Source organism: Serratia myotis (assembly GCF_027474885.1).
Lineage (GTDB): Bacteria > Pseudomonadota > Gammaproteobacteria > Enterobacterales > Enterobacteriaceae > Serratia > Serratia proteamaculans.
Genome location: NZ_CP099707.1, coordinates 5,274,624 through 5,288,362, shown reverse-complemented (window position 1 = coordinate 5,288,362; position 13,739 = coordinate 5,274,624). Strand labels below are relative to the sequence as shown.

Sequence of the window (13,739 nt, the reverse complement as noted above, 5' to 3'; positions counted from 1 at the left end):
AAAGCCCGCTGATAACCCGCGGGCTTTTTACTTCAGTACCTGGCAATCATGATCCTGGATCTCTTCCGCCGAGGCCAGGGTAAATGGTAGCAGGCTACGCTCGGTGGCCAGCAACAGAAAATCGCCGCCCGGCAGCGCCGTCATCGCCAACCCAAAGCTCCCCATGCGACCGTCTGCGCGTGCCACGCCCGCCGCCAGCAGGCGGAAAGCCCCCTGTTTTTGTAACTCTTCGGGCGTTACCCGACGCACCAGATAATCATGGCCCAGCAGGCCGCCAGGTATTGGCTCCCACTGTTCGCTGTAATCCGCCGCGTACTGCGCCAACTGCGTTTTTACCGACGGCAGCAGGCAAGAGATATGAATGTGCAACTGATTCTGGGTCCGGCCATAGGCTGAATTAATCGCCAGCGAAATATTGGCGTCGTCGATCGCCTTGCCGTACTTATCGGCCATAAAGTGCCGTGCCTGCCAGGCTTGCTCAAAGAAGTTTGGGGTCGTGGCAGCCAGCACCTCGGGGCTTTCAATACCGGTGATTCTGGCGCTCGGCATCAGCAGATACTGCAGCGGCCCATTGCGGTCTTTGAACACCACAAAGCCGGCCTGTGGGTCAACCTGCGCACAGGGTGCCGGATTATTATGCGCCTGCTGATTGGGCAGACACTGTTGGCTGACGATGCGCCACAGCGCGCTCGATTGGGGTGGTTTCACCCATATCCAGAGCGCCCCAGCTATCGCGATGGCGATCATCACCAACGGCGCAACGTACAAAAATAGTCTGCGGCGCAGAGACATTATTGATTTCCGTTTCCGTGAAAGGAGAAGCGTTCAGCATAGTCTGATTTTATGACAGGAGACAACGCGGGAAATGCGGCCCCACAGGAGGGGCCGCCTAAGAAGGGTTACAGTGACTGGTCTCGGGTTTCTTTCATCAGCAACAGGGCGATCAGCGTGAGGCAGGCCATGGAGGCCAGATACAGCCCGACATAGAACAGACCATAGTGCGTAGCTAACCAGGTGGCGATATAAGGCGCGACTGCCGCCCCGAGGATCGACGCCACGTTGTACGAGAACGACGCTCCGGTATAACGGACTTCGGTCGGGAACAACTCCGGCAGCAGCGCACCCATCGGGCCAAAGGTCAGGCCCATGATGCTCAGGCCACACAGCAGGAAGCCCATCACCAGCGCCTGGTTACCGGAGCCCAGCATGCTTGGGAACAGGAAGGCGAAGGCGATCATCAGCAGGGTGATGACGATCATGGTCTTGCGGCGACCAAAGGCATCTGCCAGCAGGCCGGCAATCGGCACCATTACGCCAAAGCCAATCACTGCCACCATCAGCATCCACAGGAAGCTGTTGCGTGAGTACCCCAGCCCCAGCGGGGCCGCCGTGGTGCCGTAGGTCATCGAGTAAACCGTCATCAGATAGAACAGGGTATAGGTCGCCAGCATGATAAAGGTGCCGAGGATCGTTGCCTTCAGGTGTTTGCTCAGCAGAGTGCCGAGCGGGATTTTCACCTGCTTGCCGGCTTTGGCCACCTTGGCGAACACCGGCGTTTCATGCAGCGATACCCGCACATACAGGCCGATCAGCACCAGCGCGGCGGACAGGATAAACGGCACGCGCCAGCCCCATTCCATAAACTGTTGGTCCGTCAGCAGCCAGGAGAGCAGCAGGAAGGTGCCGTTAGCGAAGAAGAAGCCGATAGGTGCGCCCAACTGCGGGAACGAGCCGTACAGCGCACGCTTCTTGGGTGGGGCGTTCTCGGTGGCCAGCAAGGCGGCGCCGCCCCATTCCCCTCCCAGACCCAGGCCCTGACCGAAACGCGCCAGCGCCAACAGGATAGGGGCGAAGATGCCAATGGTTTCATAGCTTGGCAGTAGGCCGATCAGCACGGTGGAAATCCCCATGGTGAGCAGCGAGGCGACCAGCGTCACCTTGCGACCGACTCGATCGCCAAAGTGGCCGAACAGCGCCGAGCCAATTGGACGTGCAATAAAGGCGACGGCAAAGGTGGCCAGCGATTGTAGCGTTGCGGTGGTGGGATCGCCCTGCGGGAAGAAGATATGCGGGAATACGATCACCGCCGCGGTGGCGTAAATATAGAAATCGAAAAACTCGATGGCGGTCCCGACCAGCGAGGCGACAATCACTTTTCCGCGTGAGTTAACCGGTGTTGACGCGTCGTCGGCGTCCAGAGTTGGTGCGATGGAGGCTTGCATAATTTTTCTTATATTTTGAATTTGTAAAAATCCATCTTAGTCATAGCAAAATGCCTTTTCAATGATGAAACTTTGTACAATGCCGTAATTAACCGGTTAAAAAGCTTAATGTTTCATTGGTGTGTTTATGCGTGGTTTTTAACGTTGCCAAATGAATGATTCGCAGACTGAACATCTGTAAAAGCCGGAAAGAAAAGTTAGTCTGTAGTTTGTTATGCTGGGTTTGGCAGGTTTGATGGTGGTTTTTTGGTTTTATATGCTGGTTTGTTGGCTTAAGGTTGGAATAAAAAACCAGCCACCAGAGAGTGGCCGGTATGATTGCATTGCTTCAGGGTGCGGATTGTTCGGACGTTGGCAGGGTTTTATCTTCTTTATACTGCGCAGTGGCGATCCAGGCGGCGCAGAATAGCGTCAGGCGGGCAAAGAAATAGAAAAACGCCATCAGCCCAATTACCGAACCAAAGGCGGCGCCGGAGGGGGACTTTGCCACCTGTGGCAGCGTCATGGTCATCACAAACTTAATCACTTCGAAACCAATGGCGGCAAGTAACGTGCCGCGCAACAGCGCCTTTTTCTTCGGCTTATGCCGCGGCAACATCCAGAAGATCCACAGGAACAGCAGGTAGTTGGCGAAGATGGAGATCGACAGCGCAATCAGCGTCATCGCCGGCCGCAGCCACTCGATGCCTTCCAGACCCAGCGCCCGGACGATCGCCGACTGTGCCGAACCGGCGATGGAGGTCAGCGTCAGGGTGATAATCAGCGCCACTACCAGACCACTTAGCGAGACAAAGTCGCGGGTGTATTTGAAATAGATTTTTTCCTGATCCTGCGGATTACGTTCCCAGACATCCCGCGATTGCGCGCGGATCGCCTCACGCAGGTTACCCATCCAACTGATCCCCGAATACAGCGCCAGTGCCAGACCGGTCAGCCCGACGGTGGTGCGTTGCTGAATGGCGGTGTTGACGGTGTTTTTCAGCGTGCTGGCCAGCGTAGGGTCACTGATGCTACCGACAATTTTATTAATTATCCCGGTCAGCAGGTCAGGATTGGATGCCAGTACAAAGCCGACGGCGGCAAACGACACCATCAGGATCGGGATCAACGAAAGAAACGAGAAATAGGTGATGGCGGCGCCGAACTGGCTACCCAGACGATCGTTAAAGCGTTCGGTGGCGCGCAGCAGGTGAGCGATGCTTGGCCAGGCCTTGATACGTTCAACCAGGCGTGAAAAACCGGAGATGCGCCGATCAATATTCTGGTGGCCGGTTTTGATGGCGATCAGCGGCTTTTGCGGCGCTTCACTGTTGGGCTGGCGGGGGTCTTTATCTGATCCTGTAGGCATTACGTCACGATTTCCTTAACGATGAATATACCCGTCATACTTCAACTTGCATGCGCGTTGGCTGCCCTCACTTACCCAAATCACTTACTCAAGTAAGCTCATCGGGATTCGCTCAGTTGCCGCCTTCCTGCAACTCGAAGTCTTTAGGGTAGAGGCTCTCTCAGCCTTGATTATAGCCAAAAGGCGCGCTGATTTGGCCGCCGGGTTGGGCAACAGGCTAATTTGTGAGCTTAGCGCGTTCGTTCCCCGGGTGAAATGTTACTCCCCACCGATAGGTAAAATTCTTATATCAGTCGCGTGCCAGCACGCTTTTTTTCGTTCATCGGCCTCCAATTTTTATCTGTTTCATCACTAAGAAAGCGTTTACTCATGATGTGGCGCTGCGGTTTACCTGCCGCAGCATCACTGCAGCCGTAGGGGCTGGAACGGTTTCACCTGTTATCACTGGATAAAATGGAAGGTCATATGAAATTACTTAATCACCCCACCTGTCGTCCGTTTACCGAAGCGGGCAATTTGACACAAATCTCCGCCTACTATGAGGAAGAGCGGCACATCATGTGGATGCTGCTGCGCGCCGAACCGCGTCCTTGCTTCAATCAGGCGTTAATTGAAGACATCATGACGCTGGCGCAGGCGGCCAAAGAGTCATCATTGCAGTTTGATTTTTGGGTTACTGGCTCGCTGGTGCCAAATATGTTCAACGTGGGCGGCGATCTGCAGTTCTTCGCCGAGGCGATTAAAAACCGCAAGCGTGAGGCGATGATGGCTTACGCACGCGCCTGCATTGATTGTGTGCATGCGGCGGCACGCGGGTTTGATACCGGTGCGGTCAGCATCGCGATGGTGGAGGGCAGCGCGCTGGGCGGTGGCTTTGAGGCGGCGCTGGCGCACCATTTCGTTCTGGCGCAGAACAATGCGCGTATGGGGTTCCCGGAAATTGCCTTCAATCTGTTCCCCGGTATGGGCGGCTATTCGCTGGTGGCGCGTAAGGGAAACATGCGTCTGGCGGAAGAGTTGATTTGGGGCGGTGAGTCGCACACGGCGGAATGGTTTGAAAGCCGTGGCCTGGTCGATCAGTTATTCCAGCCCGGCGATGCCTATGTGGCTACCCGTACCTTCATTGATACCATCCGGCCCAAACTGAACGGCATGCGTGCCATGCTGCGTGCCCGTCAGCGGGTGTTGCAGTTAACGCGTTCTGAACTGATGGACATTACCGAAGACTGGGTGCATTCGGCCTTCACCATCGAGGAGAAGGATCGCGCCTATATTGAACGCCTGGTGATGCTGCAGGATCGCCACACGCTGAACCTGCGTCGTGCCGGCTAACGTTACCCTGCCCGCCTCACGCTGAGGAAGATGGCGGGCGATAAGACTGCAGCCAATGTTCCAGCTGTTCCGGGAGCATTGGCCGCGCAAACAGGAACCCCTGTTTTTCATCCACGCCGATTTCATCCAGGAATCGGTTCTCGCTTTCGGTCTCCACACCTTCGGCGATCACCCGGAATTTGAGCGCTTCGGCCGCCGCCACGATGGCGCGCACCAGCGACTGTGAAACCGGATTATCATTCACGCCACGCACAAAGCTTTTATCCAGCTTAATGGCATCCAGCGGAATACGCGCCAGCTGCGCCAGCGAAGAGTAACCGGTGCCAAAATCATCAAGATGAACCTGTGCACCCAGCTCACGTAGCCGGGTAATCACTTCGCGTGCGCGTTTCTCATCTTCAATCAGGCTGCTTTCCGTGAGTTCGAAGTCCAGCAGGCAGGGGGCCAGTTGATTTTGCAGTAACACCTGTGCCAAATCCTCAACGATAGAGTCATCAACCAATTGCCGGGCGGAAAGATTGACCGCGACTCGCAGTTGCAGCCCTTGTCGTTGCCAGTGAGCGGCCTGTTTGGCGGCGGTTTGCAGCACCCAGCGGCCGAGTGGGCCGATCAGGCCGGACTCTTCGGCGTAAGAGATAAACTGCAGCGGTGGGATCAGACCGCGCTCGGGTGAATCCCAGCGTACCAGCGCTTCCACACTGCAGACTTTGCCGCTGATCGCCTCGATTTTTGGCTGGTAATACACCACCAGCTGGTTTTGCTCCAATCCCTTACGCAGGTTGGTATCCAGCCACATGTATTCCGCGACGCGTTTGTTCATTTCCGGCGAGAACACGGTATAGGTCCGTTTGCCGTGCTCTTTGGCGACGTACATGGCGGTATCGGCGCTGCGGATCAGGCTGTCGAGATCGTTGCCATGTTCTGGACACAGCGCAATACCAATAGAGCAGCCGGTATAAACCTCGATTAGCCCTATACGGAACGGCGTTTTCAGCCGGTCGATAATACGTTGAGCCAGGCGTTGCAGCATTTCGCGGTCGGCCTGCTGGGCCAGTACCAGAAATTCATCGCCCCCCAGTCGGGCCAGGGTTTGGTCCTCAGCCAGACAGCCGAGCACTGCCAGCGACACCTCTACCAGTAAACGATCGCCGAACATATGGCCGTAGGCGTCATTAACCTTTTTAAAGTTGTCGAGATCGAGATACACCAACCCAACGTTGCTGCCATCGCGTGCGGCGATCGACTGGGTGATTTTGTCCTGAATGGCATTGCGGTTAGGCAGGCCGGTGATGATGTCGGTATTGGCCAGCACCCGCAGACGTTCCTGGGCGCGACGCTCTTCGGTGATATCGGTGCCGGAGCAGATCAGAAAGACTTCATTTTTACCGCTGCCGCTGTGAACGAACTTGTTGCGGAACAAAAACAGCCGCTCGCCCTTTACCGTTTTGATCCAGCGCTCCACCTCATAGGACGACCCATTACGGAAAAAGCCGGCGATGTTGCGCCGCGATGCCGAAGCTTCCTCCGGGCTCATAAACAGCTGAAAGACGTTTTTACCAATAACATCATGTTCGTGCAGGCCGGTGTACTCTTCACTCAGACGGTTGAAGCGCTGAATACGGCCATGCTGATCGACAATCACAATCACAGAGTTGGCTTCAGATACCACCTGTTCGGCGAAAGAAAGGCCGTGCACCAAATCACGGGCGACTGATTGGGTATCGCTGAAGGCGGAAGCGGTGCCCGCCCACTCCAGATTGTTGATTCTGCGCCCGACCAGATGCAGGTGTATTGGCTCACCGCTGATCGTGATGGTGATATCAAGGCTGGCGGTAATGCCACTTAGGCGACGGATTTTTGCTGCCTGCATGGCGCTGAGCGCCACGGCCATATGGGTTTTGCCTTTAACTGCCGACAACGCCAGGGCGTTGCTGTCAAACGTCAACCGCCAATAAGGACTGTTGGTGCCGAAGTGGGCGTTAAGAAGCATAGGGCCTTGGTCTGCGAACATGATGATTCCTCAAAAGGGCACGACAGCCAGGTCTGTGCAAGGAGCGCAGCCGCAGGTTATTGGCCCGGGAGTGGCCGTAGTGCACGTATCTCCATCATATAACACGTTTTTCACCGGTGGGGGATGAAACTATTATATAAGCAATAATTAGTTTTGCTCTGTAATCGTTCGATTATCCCCTTGCCTTAGAGTGTATGTGAGAACCTGAGGTTTCGAGAGATCCATGCGATCTCAGCGCATTGGCACGGCTATCAGCTTGTTGCAGGGCGGTTGTAGCACAGAGGTCTACATTATAATAAAGTGGGCCGTTGGCAGGAGTAATCCTATAGAATTAAACTCCATGTTGTGGTGAGTTTTATGTGATGGGAAACCAAAATTTCCAGTTAATACACATTATCTTCATAATTCATTCATTATTGATGAATAAAAGTGTTTCGGGCTTTAATAAATTTACACAGCATCGCATTACTATATATTTATCGGCCTATTATTATCTCCGACGAAAGATGAGCCTGTTCACGTACAGCGCTCCTGATGAAGAATAATTTTAAGGAAATGATTATGCGTAAACTGACCGCTTTATTTGTCGCTTCTACTCTGGCTCTGGGTTCTGCTTCTATGGCTTTCGCAGCCGATACTACGGCGGCGCCGGCCACCACAGATGCCACACCGATGAACATGAAAATGATGCACCACAAAGGCGAAGGTAAAGGTGGCCCGTTTGCCGGCCTGAACCTGACCGAGCAGCAGCGCCAGCAAATGCGCGATATCATGAAAGAAACACACCAGAAGCGCGGCGAAGGGACCAAAGATGAGCGCCAGGCGCTGCATAGCATGGTGGCTTCCGACAGCTTCGATGAAGCCAAAGCGAAAACCCAAATTGACGCCATCAGCAAAGCGCAGTCCGAACATATGCTGGAGCGCGCCAAAGCTGAAAATAAAATGTATAACCTGCTGACCCCTGAGCAGAAAAAACAATACAATGAGAATTATCAGAAACGCGAACAGAAAATGATGGAACACATGAAAAACATGAAGTCGAAAATGACGACTGCACAGTAATAATTTCATGTGGTAAATAAAAAGGGCCAGATTAATCTCTGGCCCTTTTGCTTTTTCTGACCAAAAACGAGTCACTTCGATGAGAGGCGAGGGTTGGCAATATGTTGAAACTGTTCGGTAACAATATGTGCAAAACGTGGATCGTTAATATGATAAGCCGTTTTTATCAGCCGTCGTTTGTTAGTTGGCCGAAGCGTACTTTCTAATGCCTGCATAAAAGCGGCCAATGCCTGTGGATCCCAAAAAGGCTGTCCCGGAGCATCCAGTGCGGATACCCCCCCTCCCGGGATCACAAATCGTACCTCACCGCTGCAAGCATTCATTTTCTCCCCTATCCAGCGTCCGATACTGGCATTTTCCTGTGGTGTAGTGCGAACCAAGGTAACCTGAGGGTTATGTTGGTGGATCAGGCGTTCGGCATAACGCGCCGGTACCGTTTCTGGAGGGCCAAAATTAATCATATCCAATGCACCACAAGATAGTATGCAGGGGATGCGGGTTCGGGCGATGGCACTAAAGCGATCCTCATTGCAGGGAAGAACCCCTCCAAACAGATAATCGGCCACTTCAGTTGTGGTCAAATCAAGCGCTGCGCTCAGCAAACGGCTATCGATCAGTTTCTCCAACGCTCTGCCTCCACTGCCGGTGGCGTGGAATACCAAGCAGTCCCATTGAGGTTCGAGCGCGGAAACAACCATTTTTATGCAAGGCGTTGTGACGCCAAACATCGTCAGACCGACAGCCGGTTTTTCCTCGATGTCATGAGCGGTGGCGAAACGTACCGCTCCAGCAATCTGGCATGCTGCATTGCTCAGGACACGGCGCGATATACGGTTTAGGCCCGCTATATCTGTAACGGAATACAGCATGGCGATATCGCTGTTGCCGACATACGCCGAGACGTCGCCTGCAGCCATGCTTGAAACCATCAATTTAGGCAGGCCGATGGGTAATTTTTGCATCGCCGGAGTGATAATGGCTGTGCCGCCAGAGCCGCCTAAACCAAGCAGGGCCGCGATATCGTGGCGTGTCAGGAGAAAACGTTCGAAGGCGAGTGCCATCGCGGTAATGGCATGGCTGCGGTTGGGGCAAAATACGGCCTTGGCCCCTTCGGGATGATAGCCGGCAACTTCCTCAGCGCAGATATCGGCTGCCGGGTTCGCCGGCAGGTTGCTGGTCGAGAGATCGACGGTAACCGTGGGTAAACCGAGGTTGGCGATAATCTGGCGGACATACTCCAACTCTTGTCCTTTGGTATCTGCTGTGGTAGCAATATAGACAAAATTTGAAGTATTAAACATTGCTCTTTCCTGCCGAATTTCTAATTTTATATTTTAAATTATAGCGTTAAATAATTATGTGGAACCCTGGTGTTGGTCGTTTAAGTTAGAATGATTAATATATCTACATAATGAGACGGTCGTATCATTTATGCAAGCCCAGTTCAGTACGAAATGAGATGCCTGTCTCAGTTTTGAGCGTTTTAATGCTGCCGACAAAGCGGGATGCGGTCGGTTTGATGGTTATCGTATGCTGTTCCGAGAGCGGGAGATGCGATGAAGTATGAGGTTGCCGTGCTAATAACTGCCTTTCCCATGAAACAGGAAAAATCTCTGACCTCTGCCCGGGCCAGAACTCATCATTTACTGTTGACCAGTGCCATGGCGCTGTATGACGAAGGGCTCTTTCCGTCGATCACTGAGCTTGCCGCACATGCGCAGGTGTCACGGGCCACGGCTTATCGTTATTTTCCCACCCAAAGTGAATTGATTGCAGCGGTAGTGGCTGAAAGTTTGGGGCCGATCCTGGAATGGCAACCAGAGGATCATGATGCGTTGAAACGCATTCAACAACTGCTGGCTTTCGCTTACCCTCAGATGGAGCAACATGAAGGTGCTTTACGTGCCGCATTACAGCTTTCACTACAGCAGTGGGCGCAAGCGACGCCGGGGGAAAAGTTCGTCCGCGGCAACCGCAAACGCCTGCTGAACCTGGCGGTTGAACCGTTGCAGGATAAACTACCGCCCGAGGCGTTACAGCGGGTGATTCATTCTTTTTCGCTGATCTATGGTTCGGAAGTTTTCCTGGTCCTGAAAGATATTTGGGGTCTGGATCTCGGTGGTATTCAGGATGTGACGCAGTGGATGGCGAAAGCCATAATTCGCCAGGCCGAGGAAGATGCGATGAACAGCAGAAAACCGCTAGCATGATAGTCCAATTTTTACTGCCATTCTCGGCGAAAACCAGCACATTTCACTGAGTGAGTATTGGTAATAGTTATAATTAAAATTGATAAAAAGAGCATCTTAAGCATTGTTGAACAGGCCGCAGGGGAGATACCCATGCGGCCTTTTTTGTTTCTATTATCCTTATTTATCATTTGATTATATTTCATCCTCAGCACGATAAATTCACGCCTCTCGCTGGCTTAAAGCCATCGAAGATCCTTATGTTTTTCCCCCTTTTTACTCGATCCTCAGGCTCCCGTTTAGATCATCCAGCGCCTTGACCCATTAGGCGCGCTTGAGATTGTTGTGCTTTATTTATTTGGTGTTACGAAACTGTTACACAAAAAAATCAATAAGACATTTGCAAACAACAATGGACGGTATCTGGGATGGAAAATAGACGTAAAGGAGTCAAGCCTGTTCAGGCGGCCTTCGGCTGGCCTGAAATTGGTGTTAATCGCGCACAGTGGAGTGCTGTGCTTTTTTGCCTGGCGGCGATCGGTGGAGCGCAGGCTGCACCTTATGTAGAGAGCGGTAAGCCGGGTGATCCTTCAAGTTGGCGTAGTAATGAATTCAACGCCGAATGGGGCCTGGGGGCGATCCACGCCGATCAGGCCTACGCCGCCGGTTATAGCGGGAAAGGCGTAAAACTCGGCATTTTCGATCAGCCGGTGTATGCCAAACACCCGGAGTTTGCCAGCCAGAACAAGGTAATCAATCTGGTGACTACCGGCATCCGCGAATACACCGATCCCTATATTCCGGTGAAAAAAGGCGACGTATTCCGCTATGACGGCACGCCGAGCGTGGACTCCGACGGCACGCTGGGTTCACACGGTACCCATGTGGGCGGCATCGCTGCCGGCAACCGCGATGGCGGCGAGATGCACGGCGTGGCGTTCAACGCACAAATCATCAGCGCGGAAAACGGCGATCCGGGCCCGGAGGACGGCATCATTCTCGGTAATGATGGCGCGGTGTACCAGGCCGGCTGGGATGCGTTGATCGCCAGTGGCGCGCGCATTATCAATAACAGTTGGGGCATCGGCATCACCGAGAAGTTTGATCAGGGCGGCAAGGATCCTGCCTATCCCCACTTCACGCTCGCCGATGCGCAAAAGCAGTTCGATCAAATCAAACAGATCCTTGGCACCAAAGCCGGTGGCGCTTATCAGGGCGCGATCGATGCGGCACGTAGCGGCATCGTTACCATTTTTGCCGCCGGTAACGATTACAACCTGAATAACCCGGACGCCATGGCCGGCCTGGCCTATTTCGTGCCGGAAATCGCCCCCAATTGGCTGTCGGTCGCCAGCCTGCAGGATCCGAGTAACACCGGCGATTACAGCATCAGCACTTTCTCCTCACGCTGCGGTTATACCGCCAGCTTCTGCGTTGCCGCACCGGGGACCAAGGTGTACAGCTCGATCATCGAAGGCAACAGCGTAGATAACCTGACCACCGGTTACGCCAAATACAGCGGGACTTCAATGGCAGCGCCGCACGTGGCAGGCAGCATTGCGGTGCTGATGGAGCGCTTCCCGTACATGACCGGCGCACAGGTTGCCTCGGTGCTGAAGACCACCACCGTTGATATGGGCGCTCCGGGTATCGATGCGCTGTACGGCTGGGGGATGATCGATCTGGGCAAGGCGATTAACGGCCCGGGCATATTTGTCACCGAACAAGATATTCCTGAGGAGTTCCGTGTTAGCGGTGCCTACGGCCCGGAACAGTTTGTGGTGAATTTACCGGGCGTCGGCGCGGTGCTGGACAAGGGAAAGCCGACCGAACGCGTGTGTGACGATACGCATTGCGGGTTGGATGTCTGGAGCAACAACATTTCCGGCCACGGCGGCCTGACCAAACAGGGCATCGGCACATTGGTACTGACCGGCAATAACAGTTACGCGGGGCCGACGCTGATCAATCAGGGCCTGCTGGCGATTAATGGCTCGGTCACTTCGGACGTCACGGTGCAAAACGCCGGTGTGCTGGGTGGCTCCGGGACGGTGGGATCACTGACCGCCCGCAGCGGCGGTACCGTGGCACCGGGCAATTCAATCGGCACGCTGAATGTGGCTCGTAACGTCAGTTTCGAGCCGGGTTCCCGTTACGCGGTGGAAGTAGCCCCCAACGGCCAGAGCGATCGGATCCAAAGCAACGGATCGGCGACGATCGGCGGGGGTGAAGTGGCGGTCTCGCTGGAGAACAGCACTAATCTGCTGTCGCAAAGCGAAGTCCGCAGCCTGCTCGGCCAGCAGTACAACATCCTGACTGCTCAACAGGGCATCAGCGGGCGGTTTGATTCGGTAGCACCGAACTACCTGTTCCTCGGTACCGGGCTGACTTACCAACCCAATCAGGTCACGTTGAACGTCGGTCGTAACGACACCAGCTTCGCCAGCGTGGCAGCAACCCAGAACGAGCGTGCGGTCGCGGCAGCGGCAGAGGCATTGGCGGCGGGCAATCCGGTGTACGAGAGCATCCTCAATGCTGGATCTACAGGGGAAGCCCGTCAGGCGTTCCGTCAGTTGTCCGGGCAGATCCACGCGGATATTGCCTCGGCACAGGTGAACGACAGCCGTTACCTGCGTGATGCGCTGAATGGCCGCCTGCGGCAGGCGGAAGGGCTGGCGACCTCGCCGGACATCAAGGCTGACGACGACGGCGGTGCCTGGGCGCAGTTGCTGGGTGCCTGGGACCATGCGTCGGGCGATGCCAATGCGACGGGCTATCAGGCTTCGACCTACGGCGTGCTGGTGGGGCTGGACTCGGCATTGGCGGATGACTGGCGCTTGGGCGTGGCGACCGGTTACACCCGCACTTCGCTGGACGGCGGCTACGGCTCGAATGCCGACAGCGACAACTACCACCTGGCGGTGTACGGCGGCAAACAGTTCGGTGAGCTGGCGCTGCGTGCCGGCGGTGGCTACACCTGGCACCGTTTCGATACCTCGCGTTCGGTCAATTACGGCATGCAATCAGATCGCGAAACCGCGAAATACAGCGCGCGCACCGAGCAGGTGTTCGCCGAGGCGGGTTACAGCGTGAAGGCTGACTGGGTCAATCTGGAGCCGTTCGCCAACCTGGCGTACATCAACTTCCAGAACAACGGTATCTCGGAAGATGGCGGGGCAGCGGCGCTGCACGGCGACAAACAGCACACCGACGCCACGGTGTCGACGCTGGGGCTGCGAGCTGATACCCAGTGGCAGGCGAGCAAAACCACTTCGGTGGCGCTGCGCAGCGAGCTGGGCTGGCAGCATCAGTACGGCGATTTGGATCGCGGCACCGGGCTGCGCTTCAACGGCGGCAACTCGCCGTTCGTGGTGAACAGCGTGTCGGCCTCGCGTGACGGTGCGGTGCTGAAGGCCAGTGCAGAGGTGGCGGTGAACAAGAATGCCACGCTGTCACTGGGTTACGGCGGCCTGCTGTCGCAAAACTACCAGGACAACAGCGTCAACGCCGGTTTCACCTGGAATTTCTGATCTTAAAAAACTGAGGGACAAGCCGCCTCTTCGGGGGGCGGTTTG

The 13,739-nt window shown here is 55.0% G+C and carries 9 protein-coding genes; 4 read left to right on the top strand and 5 right to left on the bottom strand.

Annotation, left to right across the window (positions count from 1 at the left end; translation table 11 throughout):
* Positions 1-27: 27 nt before the first annotated feature.
* The 3 genes from NHG65_RS24845 to yhjD form a co-directional block, all read right to left on the bottom strand.
* Positions 28-792 (bottom strand): CDP-diacylglycerol diphosphatase, encoded by a 765-nt coding sequence (locus NHG65_RS24845; protein ID WP_261427800.1) that lies wholly within the window; start codon positions 790-792, stop codon positions 28-30.
* Positions 793-899: 107 nt separating this feature from the next.
* Positions 900-2,222, bottom strand: a complete 1,323-nt coding sequence (locus tag NHG65_RS24840) for an MFS transporter (RefSeq protein ID WP_099065457.1) — start codon at positions 2,220-2,222, stop codon at positions 900-902.
* A gap of 328 nt (positions 2,223-2,550) precedes the next feature.
* Positions 2,551-3,570: an inner membrane protein YhjD gene (yhjD, locus tag NHG65_RS24835; protein WP_085119945.1), complete on the bottom strand. Its 1,020-nt coding sequence runs from the start codon at positions 3,568-3,570 to the stop codon at positions 2,551-2,553.
* A 465-nt stretch (positions 3,571-4,035) separates the two neighbouring features.
* On the opposite strand from yhjD, the gene NHG65_RS24830 reads away from it, so the two are divergent.
* On the top strand, positions 4,036-4,902 hold the full coding sequence (locus tag NHG65_RS24830; RefSeq protein WP_085119944.1) for a crotonase/enoyl-CoA hydratase family protein: 867 nt from the start codon (positions 4,036-4,038) through the stop codon (positions 4,900-4,902).
* 16 nt (positions 4,903-4,918) lie between these two features.
* Here the strand turns inward: NHG65_RS24830 and pdeR are convergent, their stop codons facing one another.
* On the bottom strand, positions 4,919-6,913 hold the full coding sequence (gene pdeR / locus NHG65_RS24825; protein WP_099065458.1) for a cyclic di-GMP phosphodiesterase: 1,995 nt from the start codon (positions 6,911-6,913) through the stop codon (positions 4,919-4,921).
* 561 nt (positions 6,914-7,474) lie between these two features.
* On the opposite strand from pdeR, the gene spy reads away from it, so the two are divergent.
* Positions 7,475-7,975, top strand: coding sequence for an ATP-independent periplasmic protein-refolding chaperone Spy (spy, locus tag NHG65_RS24820; protein ID WP_099065459.1), 501 nt, complete (start codon positions 7,475-7,477; stop codon positions 7,973-7,975).
* A gap of 71 nt (positions 7,976-8,046) precedes the next feature.
* Here the strand turns inward: spy and NHG65_RS24815 are convergent, their stop codons facing one another.
* The gene (locus NHG65_RS24815) at positions 8,047-9,276 is read right to left on the bottom strand and encodes a Tm-1-like ATP-binding domain-containing protein (protein WP_499182784.1); all 1,230 of its coding nucleotides are present in this window, start codon (positions 9,274-9,276) and stop codon (positions 8,047-8,049) included.
* Between the two features lie 255 nt (positions 9,277-9,531).
* Between NHG65_RS24815 and NHG65_RS24810 the strand changes: the two genes are divergently transcribed.
* Positions 9,532-10,185, top strand: coding sequence for a TetR/AcrR family transcriptional regulator (locus tag NHG65_RS24810; RefSeq protein WP_260329772.1), 654 nt, complete (start codon positions 9,532-9,534; stop codon positions 10,183-10,185).
* A 407-nt stretch (positions 10,186-10,592) separates the two neighbouring features.
* Positions 10,593-13,694 carry an autotransporter outer membrane beta-barrel domain-containing protein gene (locus tag NHG65_RS24805; RefSeq protein WP_499182783.1) on the top strand — a complete coding sequence of 1,034 codons (3,102 nt, stop codon included), beginning with the start codon at positions 10,593-10,595 and terminating at the stop codon, positions 13,692-13,694.
* Positions 13,695-13,739: the final 45 nt, after the last annotated feature.

Bases quoted from the DNA above. Each gene is read 5' to 3' on its own strand.
- NHG65_RS24845 (WP_261427800.1), bottom strand. From the start codon at position 792: ATGTCTCTGCGCCGCAGACTATTTTTGTACGTTGCGCCGTTGGTGATG.
- NHG65_RS24840 (WP_099065457.1), bottom strand. From the start codon at position 2,222: ATGCAAGCCTCCATCGCACCAACTCTGGACGCCGACGACGCGTCAACA.
- yhjD (WP_085119945.1), bottom strand. From the start codon at position 3,570: ATGCCTACAGGATCAGATAAAGACCCCCGCCAGCCCAACAGTGAAGCG.
- NHG65_RS24830 (WP_085119944.1), top strand. From the start codon at position 4,036: ATGAAATTACTTAATCACCCCACCTGTCGTCCGTTTACCGAAGCGGGC.
- pdeR (WP_099065458.1), bottom strand. From the start codon at position 6,913: ATGTTCGCAGACCAAGGCCCTATGCTTCTTAACGCCCACTTCGGCACC.
- spy (WP_099065459.1), top strand. From the start codon at position 7,475: ATGCGTAAACTGACCGCTTTATTTGTCGCTTCTACTCTGGCTCTGGGT.
- NHG65_RS24815 (WP_499182784.1), bottom strand. From the start codon at position 9,276: ATGTTTAATACTTCAAATTTTGTCTATATTGCTACCACAGCAGATACC.
- NHG65_RS24810 (WP_260329772.1), top strand. From the start codon at position 9,532: ATGAAGTATGAGGTTGCCGTGCTAATAACTGCCTTTCCCATGAAACAG.
- NHG65_RS24805 (WP_499182783.1), top strand. From the start codon at position 10,593: ATGGAAAATAGACGTAAAGGAGTCAAGCCTGTTCAGGCGGCCTTCGGC.